This is a genomic window from Devosia ureilytica (genome assembly GCF_024273195.1).
Lineage (GTDB): Bacteria > Pseudomonadota > Alphaproteobacteria > Rhizobiales > Devosiaceae > Devosia > Devosia ureilytica.
The window spans coordinates 278,479-295,419 of the sequence record NZ_JAMZCU010000001.1 but is presented as its reverse complement, the minus strand read 5'-3'; the positions used below and the strand labels follow the sequence as shown (position 1 = coordinate 295,419).

Below are 16,941 nucleotides of genomic sequence, written 5' to 3'. Positions count from 1 at the left end.
AAAAGACCGATTGCCGCTTTGCTTCGCCTTCATTGCCGGCCATGACCGCAAACACCTTGGCGCTGAACGTGAGAGGTTCGCGCCTCCCAACATCAAACCTATTCGCCCCGCAATGCGCCACAACCAGGATGCCGGCCTTCCGGCGTCCCCTTGTCGGCGCGCGGGTGCGCGGAGTTCATTATGGCGACCAAGAGAATGCTGGTGGATGCCATCCACCCGGAAGAAACACGGATTGTCGTTACCGCCGGTAACCGGCTCGAGGAATTCGATTTCGAATCGGCGACCCGCCGCCAGTTGCGGGGCAATATCTACCTAGCGAAAGTCACGCGGGTTGAGCCCAGCCTGCAGGCTGCCTTTGTCGAATATGGCGGCAATCGCCACGGCTTCCTCGCTTTTAGCGAAATCCATCCTGACTACTACCAGATCCCCGTTGCCGACCGCGAAGCCCTGCTGCGCGACGAAGAGCACGAGGATGATCACCACGACGAGGCCGACGAATCCATCTCGCTGCCCGAGGGCGTGACCGAGCCGGACGCCGATGCCGATCCCCAGGAACCCGGCGACGCCAGCCATATCGAACAGGCTCCGGCCAATTCCGAACCGGTGGAATCCATCGGTGGCGCTGACGCGCTCGAGGAAGTGCCGGAACGTCGCCGCTCCAGCCAGCAGCGCCGCCACCAGTACAAGATCCAGGAAGTCATCAAGCGCCGCCAGGTCATGCTGGTGCAGGTGGTCAAGGAAGAACGCGGCAACAAGGGCGCGGCTCTGACCACCTATCTCTCGCTCGCTGGCCGCTATTCGGTGCTGATGCCCAATACCGCCCGTGGCGGTGGCATTTCGCGCAAGATCACCAACGCTGCTGACCGCAAGCGCCTCAAGGAAATCACTTCCGATCTCGAGGTGCCGCAGGGCATGGGCGTCATTCTGCGTACCGCTGGCGCCTCGCGCACCAAGGCCGAGGTCAAGCGCGACTTCGAATACCTGATGCGGCTGTGGGAAAGCGTGCGCACGCTGACGCTGGAAAGCTCGGCGCCGTGCCTCGTGTATGAGGAAGGTTCGCTGATCAAGCGCACCATCCGCGATCTCTACAACAAGGACATCGAAGAAGTTCTGGTCGCCGGCGACAACGCCTATCGCGAGGCGAAGGACTTCATGAAGATGATCATGCCGTCCCACGCCAAGAACGTGAAACCCTATGCCGAGGACCAGCCGCTGTTCTCGAAATATGGCGTCGAAGCTCAGCTCGACTCCATGTTCTCGCCCACGGTCACCCTGCCCTCCGGCGGCTATATCGTCATCAACCCGACCGAAGCCCTTGTTTCCATTGACGTGAACTCGGGCCGCTCCACCAAGGAGCACAATATCGAGGACACCGCCCTCCAGACCAATCTGGAAGCGGCCGATGAAGTCGCCCGCCAACTGCGCCTGCGCGATCTGGCCGGTCTCATCGTCATCGACTTCATCGACATGATGGAGAACCGTTCCAACCGGGCCGTCGAGCGCAAGCTCAAGGATTGCCTCAAGGACGACCGCGCCCGCATCCAGGTCGGCCGCATCTCCCATTTCGGCCTCATGGAAATGAGCCGCCAGCGTATCCGCTTCGGCGTTGTGGAAAGCTCGACCCACAAGTGCCCGATCTGCGATGGCACCGGTCTGGTTCGCTCCACCGAAAGCCTGGCGCTGATGATCATGCGCCACATCGAGGATCACGTGCTGCGCCGCCAGGGCCAGTCGATCAATGTGCGCGTGCCGGTCGAGGTCGCGCTCTACATCCTCAACTTCAAGCGCGAGACCCTTTCGCAGCTTGAAATGCGCAACAATCTCTCGATCACCATCACCGCTGACAGCAAGATGACGGGCCACCAGTTCGCCATCGAAAAGGGCGAGACCCGCGTTTCGGCCTATGCCGATCAGCGCGCCGCAGCCCATGTCCGTGTCGACAGCGCCATCATCGAAGATGCCGACGAAGACGAGGATGAAGTCGAGGTCGAAGAGACCGAGGAGGCCGAAGCCCCCGCCGCCGCCGCAGCCGAAGCGGGTGAAGGCGATGGTAGTGGCCGCCGTCGCCGCCGTCGCCGCCGTCGCGGTGGTCGCAATGGCGATGCTCAGGCCCAACAGGCCTCCGAAGGCGCTGCCGCCGCTGACACCGAATCCGAAGGCGAGGACGACGAGTCCGAAGGCAATGAGGAAGCCACTGCTGCTGAAAGCGACACCGATGGTGAAAACCGCCGCCGCCGCCGTCGTGGCCGCCGTGGTGGCCGTCGCAATCGTCGTGACCAGAACGGCGAAACCGGCTCGGAGAGCCGCGAAGCTGCCGTGTCGGCACCGGAAGATGCCGTGGTCGATCACGTCGAGATCACCGCTGACGGCACTGTTGAGGCCGCTCCCGAGGCCGACGCCGCACCGGCTGAAAAGCCGCGCCGCAGCCGCCGCAAGAAGGTAAGCGAAACCGAGGAATCGGCACCTGCCGAAACCACGCCGGTTGAAGCTGAAGCAACCACCGACGCGCCGGTCGAAGCTGCCGCCGAGGAAAAGCCCAAGCGCAAGCCGCGCGCCCGCAAGCCCAAGGCAGAGGCCGCCGAGGCCGCTCCTGAAGCGAACGTGGCAGAAGCGGCCCCCGCCAAACCGGCCCGCGCACCCAAGACGGCCAAGGCCGAGGCGCCCGCCGCCGAAGTGCCTGCTGCTGCCGCACCGGCTGCCGAGGAAAAGCCCGCCCGCGCCCGTCGCGTGAAAAAGGAACTGCCGCCTGAAGGCGTGGTCGTTTCCTCGAGCGCTGCCCCCGCGGAGCCCGAAGCCGATCAGGCAGAAGGCGACGGCGACAAGAAGAAGAAAGTCGGCTGGTGGCAGCGCCGCCTCGGCCTCGGCTAAAACAACAAGGGCGGCCTCCGGGCCGCCCTTTTAGTTGTTTGGACTTTGAGCCCAGCTCCTGGGTCACCCTCCCCCTTGAGGGGAGGGCAAGTAGAGCTTAGGTCCGTCAGGACTTTAGCGACGCTCGGGTGGGGGTGTCAGCGCCTCCAGTAAACATCGACATTTGCAACACAATCCGACACCGCCACCCTGGTTGCGCTGGGCTGCTCGGCAGCCAGCTTCACAAATCTCCCCTCAAGGGAGAGGGTGAAAAGGGCCGATTGTCTCGCCCATGTCACGCGCGCTGCATGAACGGCCCTCCTGCCAGGCGGAGGCCGGGTGGGGTCTCGACACACTGGGAGTTAGTACGGCCTGTTATACCGAAACACCACGTCGCCCTCATCCTGGGGCTGCGCCGTATCATCCCGCACGCCACCCAGGCGCGCTGAAACCGCCATCGACCTGACATTGTCCGGGTCGAAATAGCTCACCAGCGTTTCCAGCCCCAGCGTTACGAACGCCCAGGCCTTCAGCGCTGCACCAGCTTCGGTGGCATAGCCAAATCCCTCAAAACCGTCATAGAGCATCCAGCCCAGTTCCTTTTCGGGGAACATGGGCCCGTGATTGATGCCCACCTGGCCGACACAAGTTCGCTCGCCCTTGAGATCGATCATCAGCGCGCCGTGGCCATACAACGCCCACATCGCGACATCGCTCGAAAACATGCCCCACGCCGCCCAGCGGACATGCGGCCCACCCATCATCCGAGAACGGTCCGACGCCATGAAGGCCGCATAGGCCGGATAATCGTCCACCGTCGGAGCCCGCAGGATCAGTCTTTCAGTCTCAAGTGTCGGGATAGACGTCATCTAGCCGCCTGCCCTGGTGAAGTCGCGCATCCGCTCTAGCGCCATCTCGATGCTGGTCTGTGTGCCGGCATAGCTGAACCGCACATAGCCATTGCCATCGGTGCGGTCAAAGTCGACACCCGGCGTCGCCGCGACCCCGGCCACATCGAGCAACCTCAGGCAGAAATCCATGGCGTCATTGGAGAACCTGCCGATCCCCGCATAAGCGTAGAACGCCCCGTCGCCCATGCTCGGCAGCTCAAAGCCCAGCTCCCGCAGCCCCTGCCCCAGCAACAGCCGGTTCTTTGCATAGGCCGCTTTCTGTTCTTCGGCATAATCCCGTTCTTCGAGCGCTACCGTCGCCCCGATCTGGCTCAGCGTTGGCGCCGAGATAAACAGGTTCTGCTGCAATATCTCGGCCCGTCGCACGAGGTTTTCCGGCATCACCATCCAGCCGATCCGCCAGCCGGTCATGCAGTAGTATTTTGAAAAGCTGTTGATCACGATGGCGTCGCGCGTCAGCTCCAGCGCACTCACAGACGGCCCTGAATAGTCCAGCCCGTGATAAATCTCGTCGGAAATGAACTGCACCCCCAGTCGCGCGCAGGTCGCAACGATTTCGGCCAATTGCGCCCGATCCACCGCAGCGCCAGTCGGATTGGCAGGGCTTGCAAACAACAATCCCTCGAATGGCTGCCGCGCATGGGCCGCCGCGATCTGCTCTCCGGTCAGCCGCCAGCCATTGGCCGCGCTCACCGGAATTTCGGCAACGCTAAAACCAAGGCCGAGTAGCGTGTTCACATAGGCGGGGTAGCCAGGGCGGGTGATTGCGATGCGCGCCCCCGGCTTGAACGCGGTATGAAACGCCAGGATGAACCCGGCCGACGACCCCATGGTCGCCAGTACCAGTTCAGGATCGATTTTGACCCCGTGCTGCCGTTCATAATAACCAGCCAGGCCGTCCCTCAGGCCCGTCAGGCCCTTGGCATTTGTGTAGCCCTGCGGCTCCGGCAAGGCCCTGGCCACGGCCTCAATCACCCGCGGCGCAGGCGGCGCCCCCGGTTCCCCGACCTCCAGATGACACACAACCCGCCCCCGCGCCTCCAACGCCTTGGCGCGCTTGAGAATATCCATGGCGAGAAAAGGCATCAGCCCATCGGCAGAAATGGTCATGAAAACTCCGCTGTTTCCTCGGGCGTAGCCCGAAGTTGCGGCCTTCTCAACAATAATTGAACTGCCCGCCAACCGCCCGCCCCGATACAGGTCCTCCTCCGCGCTTCCGTCTGCTAAAGAGAAGCCGCAAGACTCGCCTGGAGCGCCTGAATGAACCGCCTTTCTATTGCCTTGGTCGCCATCGCCGGAATTCTCGCGGGCGCTTTGGGATATTCCGTCATCAACCAGCCAAAGTCGGAAACCGACGCCGTGGCCGTTCGCGCAATTGTCGAACACGTGCTCAACGAGCAGGCCGCCCTCGCGGCCTCAGCGGCTCCCGCCGCCCCAGAGCCCGTCGCGCCCGAAACCGCCGCCATTGACCCGGCTGAACTCAATCCACTGATCGAGCAATATCTTCTCAGCGATCCCAAGGTGTTGCAGCGGGTTTCGACAGCGCTGGAAAATACCCTGCGCGCCGAAGAATCCGCTCGTTCCGAAACCGCCCTTGCGGCCTTCCACGACAAGATATTCAACGCCCCCGACCAGATTGTCCTCGGCAATCCTGATGGCGACGTCACCTTGGTCGAATTCTTCGACTACAACTGCGGTTATTGCCGCGCCGCCCTGCCGGATATGGCTGCGCTGCTGGCGGAGGACCCCAATCTCAAGGTTATCCTCAAGGAATTTCCAATCCTTTCCAACGAATCTATCGATGCCGCGCGCGTTGCCGTCCTCGTCGGACAATCCGAAGCAAGTTACTGGGATTTCCACCAGACCCTGTTCACCAGCCGTGGGAAGGTCGACAAGTCGGTGGCCCTGGCCGCGGCCCAGGATTTGGGTCTGTCGCCGGTCGATCTGGAACTGCAGATGGGCGACCAGACCGTCGCCAACACAATCCAGGCGTCTTACGAAATCGCCCAGGCACTGGGCATTACCGGCACCCCAACTTACATCATTGGTAACGAGATCATTCCCGGCGCCATCGGCGCGGATGAATTGCGTGCCCGTATTGCCGACATGCGCGCCTGCGGCAAGACCCAGTGCAGTTGAGCGCTCTTGAGCCAGCTCATCTAGCCTTTTCGGTGCATTTCGTGTAACCGCCCTTGCGCCGGTCAAAAGGGCCGGTGCAAAAGGCTTGGATCATGACAAAGCGCGTTCTCGTCCTCAATGGCCCGAACCTCAACCTGCTCGGCACCCGCGAGCCGGGAACCTATGGTGCGGAAACGCTCAAGGATGTCGAGGCACTGTGCAAAGCCGCGGCCGACGAACTGGGGCTAAGCCTCGATTTTCGGCAATCCAACCACGAGGGCGAGCTGGTCACCTGGATTCAGGACGCCCGCAAGACCGCGGACGGCATCCTGATCAATCCAGCCGCCTATTCTCACACTTCGGTTGCCATTCACGACGCCCTCAGGGCCGTGAGCCTGCCGGTTGCCGAAGTGCATCTCACCAATATCCATCAGCGCGAAACATTCCGGCATCATTCTTATGTGTCGTCGGTTGCTTTCGGTGTTATTTGCGGCTTTGGCTCGCTTGGATATAAACTGGCCCTCATGGCCTTGGCCGAAAAACTCAAATAACGCTTCGACGCGAGAAGCCGGGAGACCGACAGAATGACCAAGTCATCAGTGGATCAGGAACTGATCCGCGCCATTGCCGAATTGCTCAACAAGGAAAACCTTGCCGAGATCGAGATCGAGCAGGAAGATTTGCGGGTCCGCGTCACGCGCTCCTACCCCCACGAGGCGCCGGCCTATGCCCCGGCGCCCATGCAGTACATGCAGGCCCCGGCGGCCGCACCCGCCGCTCCGGCGCCTAGCGCCCCCGCGGGTTCGGTTCCAGCCGCTGCGCCAGCCAAGGCCGAAGACCTTGCATCCAACCCCGGCACCCTGACATCGCCCATGGTCGGCACCGCCTACCGCTCACCTGAACCCGGCAAGGCTGTGTTCGTCGATGTCGGCACCAAGGTCACGGAAGGTCAGACGGTCCTCATTATCGAGGCCATGAAAACCATGAACCAGATTCCGGCCCATCGCTCGGGCACTGTCACCCGCGTGCTCGTTGAAGATGCCCAGCCGGTCGAATATGGCGAGCCGCTCGTCGTCATCGAATAAGGGGACTTCCAGTGTTTCAGAAAGTCCTGATCGCCAATCGCGGCGAAATCGCCCTGCGCATCCTGCGTGCCTGTAAAGAAATGGGCATCGCCACCGTTGCCGTCCATTCCACTGCTGACGCTAACGCCATGCATGTGCGTCTGGCCGACGAAAGCGTCTGTATCGGTCCCAACCAGGCCCGCGACAGCTATCTCAACATTCCGTCCATCATGGCCGCCTGTGAGATCACCGGCGCCGATGCCGTGCATCCGGGCTATGGTTTCCTCTCGGAAAACGCCCGCTTCGCCAAGATCCTGACCGAGCACAACGTCACCTTCATCGGCCCTTCGGCGCACCATATCGAGATCATGGGCGACAAAATCACGGCCAAGAAAACCGCCGTTGAGCTGGGCATTCCCGTGGTTCCCGGTTCTGCAGGCGCCGTCGAAACTGAAGCTGACGCCAAGAAGACCGCCAAGGAAATCGGCTACCCGGTGCTGATCAAGGCAACTGCAGGTGGCGGTGGTCGCGGCATGAAGGTCGCCAAGACGGAAAAGGACCTGCTCGAAGCCTGGTCCACCGCCCGCACCGAAGCCAAGGCCGCTTTCGGCAATGACTCAGTCTACATGGAAAAATACCTCGGCAAGCCGCGCCACATCGAGGTGCAGGTGCTTGGCGACGGCCAGGGCAATGCCGTTCACCTTGGCGTGCGCGACTGCTCCTTGCAGCGCCGCCACCAAAAGGTCTGGGAAGAGGCCGGCGGCCCGACCATTTCGCCTTCCGAGCGCGATGAAATCGGCGAAATCTGCGCCGCCGCCATGCGCAAGCTGAAATATTCCGGCGCCGGCACCATTGAGTTCCTTTACGAGAACGGCGAGTTCTATTTCATTGAAATGAACACCCGCCTGCAGGTGGAGCACCCGGTTACCGAGCGCATCACCGGCATCGACATTGTCTACGAGCAGATCAAGGTTGCCTCGGGCGAAAAGCTCTCGATGACCCAGGATCAGGTGCAGTTCTATGGCCACGCCATCGAAGTGCGCATAAACGCCGAGGACCCGCAGACCTTTGCGCCCTCGCCGGGCACGATCACTTTCTACCACCCCGCCGGCGGCGTCGGCATCCGCGTCGATTCGGCGGTCTATCAGGGCTACAAGATCCCGCCCTATTACGACTCGCTCATCGGCAAGCTGATCGTCTATGGCCGTACCCGCGAGGAATGTTTGAAGCGCCTCAGCCGCGCGGTCGATGAGTTCGTCATCGATGGCGTCAAGACCACGCTGCCGCTGTTCCAGCGCCTCCTCAAGGAGCAGGACATCCTCACCGGCAATTATGACATCCATTGGCTGGAAAACTTCCTCGCCAATAACAAGGCTTAAGCACTGAGGGCTTCGGGCCGGTCCTGAAAGGCATATCGCTCCAGTGGAGCGGTATGCGATCCGAAGGTCATGAGAGCGATGCTCGAATGGCCGCCTGGTAACTTGACCAAGCCTTGAACCTCCTTAAGTCTCTTGCCATGGCCCGCCAGACAGACCCCTTCAGCGTTGAACTGACCCCCGAACTCATCGTCCGCGCCTATCGCGCCGGGATCTTTCCCATGGCCGAGGACGCCGCGGACAACGACGTATTTTGGGTCAGCCCCGACCTGCGCGGCATTCTGCCGCTCGACGGTTTCCATGCCTCAAAGAGCCTGCGCAAAACCATGCGCCACTCCGGCTGGACCATTCGCGTCGACAGCGATTGGGACGGCATCATCGAAGGCTGCGCCACTGTCGGCGCAGACCGCGACACCACCTGGATCAACACCACGATTCGCGCCGTCTACGGCGAGCTCTTCCGGCGCGGCATCGCCCACACCGTCGAGGTCTGGGACGACCAGGAGCTGATTGGCGGCCTCTATGGCCTCGCCATCGGCGCCGCCTTCTTCGGCGAATCCATGTTCCACCGTCGCACCGACGCCTCCAAGATGGCCATGGCGCATCTGGTCGAACGCCTGAACGCCGGCGGTTTTCAGCTGCTCGATACCCAATTCCTCACCGATCATCTCGAATCGCTGGGCGGGATCGAGATCACCCGCGCCGAATATGAAGACCGCCTCGGAGTCGCCACTGCGGGTGAAGCCAACTGGCACGCCTGGGACATAAAATGACACTTCACTCTGACCTGCCCGAAAGCATGTCGCCCCTGCGCGACCTCGCCTGGACGCCCATCACCATTGGCAAGTCTGGCGCCAGCGTCTGGCGCATTGCCCTCAACGACGACAATGCGGTTTTTCTCAAGACCGAGCCGCTTCATCCCTTAGCCGAACTCCCCGGGGAAATTGAGCGCCTCAATTGGCTGACCCGCATGGGCTTCAAGGCGCCGCGCGTCGTGGACGCCGAACAGGGCAGCAACCGTCTCTGGCTCCTTATGAGCGCCGTCCCCGGCGAAGACCTCACCCATTACATCGACCGGCCCGAGGTCTTCGTCCGAGCCTATGCGCAGGGCCTCAAGCGCATGCACGCACTCGACACAACTACCTGCCACTTCGATCACGGCCTGGACGCCCGCCTGGCCGACGCCGAGGCACGATTAGTTGCCGGTCTCGTCGATGAGAGCGACTTTGACACCCAACGCCTAGGCCAGACCGCCCAACAGGTCCTCGACTGGCTGAAAGCCAATCGCCCACCAATCGGTCAGCAGATCGTTACTCATGGCGACGCCTCGACCCCCAATGTGCTGGCGCTTGATGGCCGCTTTTCTGGCATGGTCGATTGTGGCCGCGTCGGCCTCGCCGATGTCTGGCAAGACCTCGCCCTTGCCTGCCGCAGCGTGGCTTTTAACATCGGCGAAGCGCATATCCCCGCCTTCCTCGCCGCCTATGGCGCCGAATGGGACGAGGTTAAGTACCGTTACTATTGCACGCTCGACGAGATGTTCTAGTCCCGTAGCTTGAACGCCAGCGTGGTCACCCAATCATCCATATTGGGCACTTCCGCCGGATCGCTTTCGTAGATCTCCAGCCGGCAAGCGAAGTGGTCGCCGTCGGCCCTTTCCTCTACGTCGAAATCCTGCCCGGTCAAGCGCGACCAGCCCACCAGCATGCCGGTGACCTGCTCGAGCTTGTCTGGATGTCCGTGCCATTCCAGGCCCATGAAATTTCCTGCTGGCAGCACGCCATTGCGCACATTGCCCTCGTCCGGCCCTGCGGTCTCGACGGCAATGCCCGCCTCGACATCCAGTGTCGCCCTCATGTTGATCCGCCGATAATTATAGAAGGCCGCACCCACCGGCTTCAGCCCATGCTTCTCCAGATAGGCAAACACCTGCGGAAACCCCTCGTTCGCCGGTTTTTGCATCTGCTGCATCGTCACCTCGAACGGCACATAGACATAAGGCTGCGCGACGCGCTTTTCGTTGTGTGGCAATGTCATCATGGCTCTATCCTCCTGTTCTGCTTCAATCGACCTGAGCGCCGCCGGTGGTATTGGCCAGCGTAGCCGTCATGCTCGACGCCAGATCGCTCGCGAGCAAGACTGCCGCATCGGCCACCTGCCCTAACGACGCAATGCGCCGCAGCGGCGTGTCCCTGGCTGCCTCCCGATGCATTTCCTCAAATGATATTCCGCGCTCACGCGCATGGATCATCCAGGCATCGCGCACGCCCGGTGCGTCAGGCGATCCTGGCGACCGCACCCAGCAGCAGCGAACACCGTTCGGCCCGTTCTCCGCCGCCAGATGCCGCAGGAAATGCTCCACTGCGGCGCAGGCAACGCCAAAGCCACCCATTTCGGTATAGGCCTCGCGCGCCGCATTGGCGGTAATTCCGAGAATGACACCGCCGCCATTCTCTCCCATGTGCCGGGCCATCAGCCCGCCCACGTTGAACCAGGATTTGAGCCCGCGCTCGACTGGCAAGATGAAGCGCTGATAACTCATCTCAGTCAGGTTCTGACCCTGCGAATCCCCCCAGTCCACAGCGCTGAAGACTATTTTGACGGGCCCGCTGGCGGCCAGAACGGCCTCGAGATGCGCGGCGACATCATCGGGCTTGAGTGCGTCGGCCTGCCCGACCTGAACCCTGCCACCTGCCTGGCGAATGTCGTCGGCAATGGCTTCCAGCGGCGCCAGCCTGCGTGCCACCAGATGCACAATCGCGCCATCGCGCGCAAATGCTCTCGCCACGGCGCCACCAACAGCACCGCTACCGCCATAAACCACCGCCACCTTGTCCTTGAGCAACATGCCTTTCCCTCCTGGTCGCACCGATGCACCCCGCCTTCACGACGAAGGAAGGGCCCTGGCTTGAACATGGGTCAGGAAAAAACTAGCGCTCGCTCGGCGGCGGCACATTGGTGGATGTTTTGCACTCGATCAGCCACACGTCATAAACGGCGTGGTCGACGGCATTGAGCGCCGGGCTGTCGGCGAACATCCACCCGGTAAAGATGCGTTCGGCCGAGCCATCAAGGCTGCGCTGGTCCACTTCGAGAAATGCCGAGGTGCGTTGCAGCGTGTCGCTGCTCGGCCGGTCGTAGCAGGCGCGCGGCGTCAATTCGAGGGCCCCGAACAGCACCGTCTCGTCGATATAAACGTCAAACCGGGTAATCCGGCCGGTAATCTTGTCGAGCCCGGCAAAGGTCGCAACCGGATTGGCCACCGGCTGCGCCTGCGCGGGAAAGAGACCCGCAAAGGTCAAAACGGCCGCTGTCAGCAGCGGCCGGCGCAATTGTTGAAAGGTCGTCCGCAAATCCGGTCTGCCCTTATTCGGGCGACCAGGCCTGGTAGTCGCCAGTGACGCGCGGACGCTCACCCTTGTTGAGCAGGCTGCCATCAGGGCGGTAGGCAGCGGCCGTGCCAGTCAGGTTCGGCTGATGGGGCTTTTCCCAGGCATGCGGCTCATACTTGGCCTCTGCGGGAACAGCGTCGGAACGATGATGCATCCATCCATGCCAGCCGGGCGGAATGGCAGAGGCGTCAGCAAAGCCGCCGGCATAGGTCACATAGCGCCGATTGGCCCTGCGATCCTGATAATAGCGATTTCCGAACTCGTCGGAGCCGACATAGTCGCCAAAGCGACGGATCCACAGGCGCGTGCCCCATGTGTTTCCACCCCACCACGAGAAGATTTCAGTGAGGAACTGCTTGATACCGGATTTGGCCAATTTTCGATTCCGCCGTCGAGATATGCGCGTTTGGCCGGGTGTAACATGGGCCGCGACAGGAGCCTAGACCGAATTGCCGCCTGTCTCGACATAGAAGCAGCGCTGGCTGAGCTGGGCCGGACGCAGTGCGCTGACGCACTGAGTCTTCCATGTGCAGCGGCGCGGGCTGTGCGTGATCGACTAGATATTGTGTCCCCAACTGTCATGCGATTGACAAAAATTCTGCGCTTGACACCTGTCTGCCCGATCCGATTCTAGACATTTTCCTTATGGATAACGCCCGGTAAACGACCTTGGTGCGATCCCGATCAGCGAGGAATTCCGGCCTCTTAGCGGTGGAAATTCGCGTCGCTCATGGACACCTTCAATGGCCTCGAACCGGCCTCCAGAACGCCCACCAAGTCACCTGATTTGCTTGCTATTTGTCCCCGTAATCCACATATTACCCATACTAGCCCTTGTTCCTGCACATGGCTGCAACACTAGGTCTTGTGATTTCTGACGTTGACGCGCCCCCTGAATCGACTAACTCTGAACATCGTTCGGGGCCTTGGGAAATACCGGACAGGTCCTTGGGTAAAAAGCGGCGGCAGGACGATCGCCGTAAACCCAGGGCACGGGGCAATTTTCTGGGGTCCGCGCCTCCCGCGGGCTTTGGTTGGTTTAGCGTCAACACAGATTTGGATGAGAAGCCGGGTTTCGGCTGGTGGGCACTGTTGTGCCCGACACTTGGGGATTACGACGACAATGCGCATTGAACGCCGCTTTACCACTGCCAACGCGGATCGCTACGGCTCGCTCGAGTTCCGTTCGGCGACCAGCGAGATCAAAAACCCCGATGGCTCGGTGGTTTTCAAGCTCGACAATATTGCCGTGCCTGCCACCTGGTCGCAGGTCGCCACCGACATCATTGCGCAGAAGTATTTCCGCAAGGCCGGCGTCGCAAAGGTCCTCAAGAAGGTCGAAGAGAACTCCGTCCCCTCCTGGCTATGGCGCTCCGTCCCCGACGAAGCAGCGCTCGCCAAGCTCCCCGAGGACGAGCGCTTTGGCCCCGAAATGGATTCGCGCCAGGTTTTTGACCGCCTCGCCGGCACCTGGACCTACTGGGGCTGGAAGGGTGGCTATTTCGACAGCGAAGAAGACGCGCGCACCTTCTTTGACGAACTGGCGTTCATGCTTGCGTCGCAACGCGTAGCTCCCAATTCCCCGCAGTGGTTCAACACGGGCCTGCACTGGGCCTATGGCATCGACGGCCCCGGTCAGGGCCATTTCTACGTCGACCCCTTCACCCACAAGCTCGTTCAGTCCAAATCGGCCTACGAGCATCCCCAGCCGCACGCCTGTTTCATCCAGTCGGTCGACGATGACCTCGTCAACGAGAACGGCATCATGGACCTTTGGGTTCGCGAAGCCCGCCTGTTCAAATACGGCTCCGGCACCGGCACCAATTTCTCCAAGCTGCGCGGCGAAGGCGAACGCCTCTCGGGCGGCGGCAAGTCCTCGGGCCTGATGAGCTTCCTGAAGATCGGTGATCGCGCTGCGGGCGCCATCAAGTCGGGGGGCACCACCCGCCGCGCCGCCAAAATGGTCGTCATCGACATCGATCACCCCGATATCGAGGCCTATATCAATTGGAAGGTGAAGGAAGAGCAGAAGGTTGCGGCCCTCGTCACCGGCTCCAAGATTGTTTCCAAGCATTTGAAGGCCATCATGAAGGCCGCCGTGAACTGCGAAGGCGGTTCGGGCGATGACTGCTTTGATGTGGCCCGGAACCCTGCACTCAAGCGCGAAGTCCGCGCCGCCAAAAAGGCGCTGGTGCCGGAAAACTATATCTACCGCGTCATCCAGTTCGCCCGCCAAGGCTATACCGATCTCGAATTCCCCATCTACGATACCGATTGGGATAGCGAAGCCTATCTGACCGTGTCCGGCCAGAACTCGAACAATTCCGTCCGCGTCACCGACGACTTCCTCAACGCCGTCGAGAACGATGGCGACTGGAACCTGACCGCCCGCAGCAACGGCAAGACCATCAAGACCCTCAAGGCCAATGACCTTTGGGAACAGATCGGTTACGCCGCCTGGGCCTCCGCCGATCCCGGCATCCAGTATCACACCACCATCAACGAGTGGCACACCAGCCCCGCCGCCGGCCCTATCGTCGCGTCCAATCCGTGCTCGGAATACATGTTCCTTGATGACACGGCCTGCAACCTGTGCTCGGTCAACCTGCTCCCCTACCGCAACAAGGACGGCTCCTTCGACACCGCCGCTTACGAACACACCGTCCGCCTCTGGACCATTGTGCTCGAAATCTCGGTGATGATGGCCCAGTTCCCCTCGCGCGCCATTGCCGAACGCTCGTTCGAATACCGCACCCTGGGCATTGGCTATGCCAATATCGGCGGCTTCCTGATGACCTCCGGCATTCCCTATGACTCGGCCGAAGGCCGCGCCATTGCCGGTGCCATCACGGCCATCATGACCGGCGTTTCCTATGCCACCTCGGCCGAAATGGCCAAGGAACTCGGCCCCTTCAAGGATTACAAGCGCAACGCCAAAGCCATGCTGCGCGTCATTCGCAACCATCGCAATGCCGCGCACGGCAATGCGACCGGCTATGAAGAGCTCTCCATCAATCCGGTGCCGCTCGACCATGCCAGCCTTATCGACGCGGCCCTGTCCGAGCGCGCCAAGCTGGCCTGGGACAATGCTCTCGCCCTGGGCGAAAAGCACGGCTACCGCAACGCCCAGGTGTCCGTTATCGCTCCGACCGGCACCATTGGCCTGGTCATGGATTGTGACACCACCGGCATCGAACCCGATTTCGCCCTGGTGAAATTCAAAAAGCTCGCCGGTGGCGGATACTTCAAGATCATCAACCGCGCCGTGCCCCCGGCCCTGCGCACCCTGGGCTATGCCGAGGACCAGATTGCCGAAATGGAGGCCTATGCGGTCGGCCATGGCAATATGAACCAGGCTCCGGCCATCAATCCGACGACCCTCAAGGCCAAGGGCTTCACCGACGACAAGATCGAAGCGCTCAACGCCGCGATGAAGTCGGCCTTTGACATCAAGTTCGTCTTTAACCAGTGGACGCTCGGCGCCGATTTCCTCAAGAGCCTGGGCGTCACCGACGAGCAGCTCAATGATTTCTCCTTCGAGCTGCTGCCCTTCCTGGGCTTCTCCAAAAAGGACATCGAGGCCGCCAATATCCACGTTTGCGGCGCCATGACGCTCGAAGGCGCGCCCTTCCTCAAGGACGAGCATCTGCCCGTCTTCGATTGCGCCACCCCCTGCGGCAAGATCGGCAAGCGCTACCTGTCTGTGGAATCCCACATCCTGATGATGGCTGCCGCGCAGCCCTTCATCTCGGGCGCAATCTCCAAGACCATCAACATGCCCAACGACGCCACCGTCGAGGATGCCAAGTCCGCTTATATGCTGTCCTGGCGCCTGGCGCTGAAGGCAAACGCCCTCTATCGCGACGGCTCCAAGCTGAGCCAGCCGCTCAACTCCTCCGTGCTCGCCGCCGCTGACGACGAGGATGACGAGGACCAGGTCGAAGCCATCGCCGCCCTGCCCGCTGCCGCCCGCACTGAAGTCATCGTCGAAAAGATCGTCGAGAAGGTGTTCCGCGAACGCGAAAAGATGCCGGATCGTCGCAAGGGCTACACCCAGAAAGCCGTTGTTGGCGGCCACAAGGTCTATGTCCGCACCGGCGAATATGATGACGGGCGCATCGGCGAAATCTTCATCGACATGCACAAGGAAGGCGCCGCCTTCCGCGCCATGATGAACAACTTCGCCATCGCCATCTCGCTCGGCCTGCAATATGGCGTGCCGCTGGACGAATATGTGGAGGCCTTCACCTTCACCCGCTTCGAGCCTGCCGGCATGGTCATGGGCAATGACCGCATCAAGAATGCCACGTCGATCCTCGACTATGTGTTCCGCGAACTGGCCGTTTCCTATCTCGACCGGAATGACCTCGCCCACGTCAATCCGGACAGCCCGACTTCGCTCGGCAAGGGCGTTGCCGAAGAGCAGGGTACGCGCACTGCGCCCCCCGCCGCTCCGGTGCCGGCTGAGCGCTTTGTCTCTCGCGGCATGACCCGCGGCAAGGTCCAGAACTCATCTCTGATGCTGGTTCCCCGTGCTCAGGCTGAAGCCTACAACCCCGTCGGCTCGATGCAGACCTCCACCGTGACGGCCCTCAAATCCGCCACGGCCCTCAAAATCGACCCAAGCCCGACAGCCCTCAACACCGCCGAGCTCAGCCCAATCCCTGCCCCGCCACCGAGCAAAGACACCGGCCTCCTCCGCGCCGAGGCCCAGATGAAGGGCTATACCGGCGACCAATGCACCGAGTGCAACAACTTCACCATGGTCCGCAACGGCACCTGTTTGAAGTGCGACACCTGCGGGACGACGACTGGCTGTAGCTGAAGTATAGTCAAAAATAGGCCCGACCATCTTGGTTGGGCCTAACTTAATTTCAGAAACAAAGAAGGCTGAGGGAGCGACCTCGGCCCTTACAAAACCGTACCACTCGTGAACGTCCAAGCCGGGCAAAATTTCGAAGAACAGTCTTGGTTAAACGTGCGGGAGGGGCTTCCGCGCAAACTGCCGGTCGGCCAAACTCAAGAACAACACCGCGTTGCCCCCCCCAGACAACCAATCGCCCCCAACTTATCCCCGCCCCCAAAACCTCCGGCAGAATCGCCTCATCTCTTCTGCGACGGGCGGTCTGCAGCGACCAGATGCGGAAGGTGCCGGTTGAGCCCCGGGTCGCTCCAGGGCTTGCCTGCTTGGTGGGTCACCTTGCGACGAGCGATCAAAAGGGGCCTTGCCGGG

At 61.5% G+C, this 16,941-nt stretch carries 14 protein-coding genes; 8 read left to right on the top strand and 6 right to left on the bottom strand.

The window, feature by feature from the left end:
• Window positions 1–180 precede the first annotated feature (180 nt).
• Window positions 181–2,868, top strand: coding sequence for an Rne/Rng family ribonuclease (locus tag NIM87_RS01495; RefSeq protein WP_254672859.1), 2,688 nt, complete (start codon window positions 181–183; stop codon window positions 2,866–2,868).
• A 341-nt stretch (window positions 2,869–3,209) separates the two neighbouring features.
• Here the strand turns inward: NIM87_RS01495 and NIM87_RS01490 are convergent, their stop codons facing one another.
• A complete protein-coding gene (locus NIM87_RS01490; protein ID WP_254672858.1) occupies window positions 3,210–3,716 on the bottom strand; it encodes a GNAT family N-acetyltransferase in 507 nt (168 codons plus the stop codon).
• A complete protein-coding gene (locus NIM87_RS01485) occupies window positions 3,717–4,868 on the bottom strand; it encodes a pyridoxal phosphate-dependent aminotransferase (RefSeq protein WP_254672857.1) in 1,152 nt (383 codons plus the stop codon). It lies immediately after the preceding gene.
• Between the two features lie 150 nt (window positions 4,869–5,018).
• Here NIM87_RS01485 and NIM87_RS01480 point away from each other — a divergent pair, with 150 nt between their 5' ends.
• From NIM87_RS01480 to NIM87_RS01455, 6 genes are all read left to right on the top strand, one after another.
• Window positions 5,019–5,897 (top strand): DsbA family protein, encoded by an 879-nt coding sequence (locus tag NIM87_RS01480; protein WP_254672856.1) that lies wholly within the window; start codon window positions 5,019–5,021, stop codon window positions 5,895–5,897.
• A gap of 92 nt (window positions 5,898–5,989) precedes the next feature.
• Window positions 5,990–6,427, top strand: coding sequence for a type II 3-dehydroquinate dehydratase (gene aroQ / locus NIM87_RS01475; RefSeq protein WP_254672855.1), 438 nt, complete (start codon window positions 5,990–5,992; stop codon window positions 6,425–6,427).
• 33 nt (window positions 6,428–6,460) lie between these two features.
• On the top strand, window positions 6,461–6,961 hold the full coding sequence (accB, locus tag NIM87_RS01470; RefSeq protein WP_254672854.1) for an acetyl-CoA carboxylase biotin carboxyl carrier protein: 501 nt from the start codon (window positions 6,461–6,463) through the stop codon (window positions 6,959–6,961).
• Between the two features lie 11 nt (window positions 6,962–6,972).
• On the top strand, window positions 6,973–8,319 hold the full coding sequence (gene accC, locus NIM87_RS01465) for an acetyl-CoA carboxylase biotin carboxylase subunit (RefSeq protein ID WP_254672853.1): 1,347 nt from the start codon (window positions 6,973–6,975) through the stop codon (window positions 8,317–8,319).
• Between the two features lie 137 nt (window positions 8,320–8,456).
• Entirely contained in the window at window positions 8,457–9,089 is a 633-nt protein-coding gene (aat, locus tag NIM87_RS01460; RefSeq protein ID WP_254672852.1) for a leucyl/phenylalanyl-tRNA--protein transferase, read from the top strand.
• Window positions 9,086–9,862: an APH(3') family aminoglycoside O-phosphotransferase gene (locus NIM87_RS01455; protein ID WP_254672851.1), complete on the top strand. Its 777-nt coding sequence runs from the start codon at window positions 9,086–9,088 to the stop codon at window positions 9,860–9,862. Before aat ends, NIM87_RS01455 begins: the two co-directional genes overlap by 4 nt.
• Here NIM87_RS01455 and NIM87_RS01450 read toward each other — a convergent pair.
• The 4 genes from NIM87_RS01450 to NIM87_RS01435 form a co-directional block, all read right to left on the bottom strand.
• Window positions 9,859–10,356, bottom strand: coding sequence for a GyrI-like domain-containing protein (locus NIM87_RS01450; protein ID WP_254672850.1), 498 nt, complete (start codon window positions 10,354–10,356; stop codon window positions 9,859–9,861). The two genes, NIM87_RS01455 and NIM87_RS01450, sit on opposite strands and share 4 nt — an antisense overlap.
• Before the next feature lie 22 nt (window positions 10,357–10,378).
• A complete protein-coding gene (locus NIM87_RS01445; RefSeq protein ID WP_254672849.1) occupies window positions 10,379–11,164 on the bottom strand; it encodes an SDR family NAD(P)-dependent oxidoreductase in 786 nt (261 codons plus the stop codon).
• An 82-nt stretch (window positions 11,165–11,246) separates the two neighbouring features.
• Complete coding sequence (locus tag NIM87_RS01440) at window positions 11,247–11,669, bottom strand: DUF2155 domain-containing protein (protein ID WP_408640044.1); 423 nt, start codon at window positions 11,667–11,669, stop codon at window positions 11,247–11,249.
• A 13-nt stretch (window positions 11,670–11,682) separates the two neighbouring features.
• On the bottom strand, window positions 11,683–12,069 hold the full coding sequence (locus tag NIM87_RS01435; RefSeq protein ID WP_254673298.1) for an NADH:ubiquinone oxidoreductase subunit NDUFA12: 387 nt from the start codon (window positions 12,067–12,069) through the stop codon (window positions 11,683–11,685).
• A 699-nt stretch (window positions 12,070–12,768) separates the two neighbouring features.
• Between NIM87_RS01435 and NIM87_RS01430 the strand changes: the two genes are divergently transcribed.
• Complete coding sequence (locus NIM87_RS01430; RefSeq protein ID WP_415061112.1) at window positions 12,769–16,533, top strand: vitamin B12-dependent ribonucleotide reductase; 3,765 nt, start codon at window positions 12,769–12,771, stop codon at window positions 16,531–16,533.
• The last annotated feature ends 408 nt before the right edge of the window (window positions 16,534–16,941 follow it).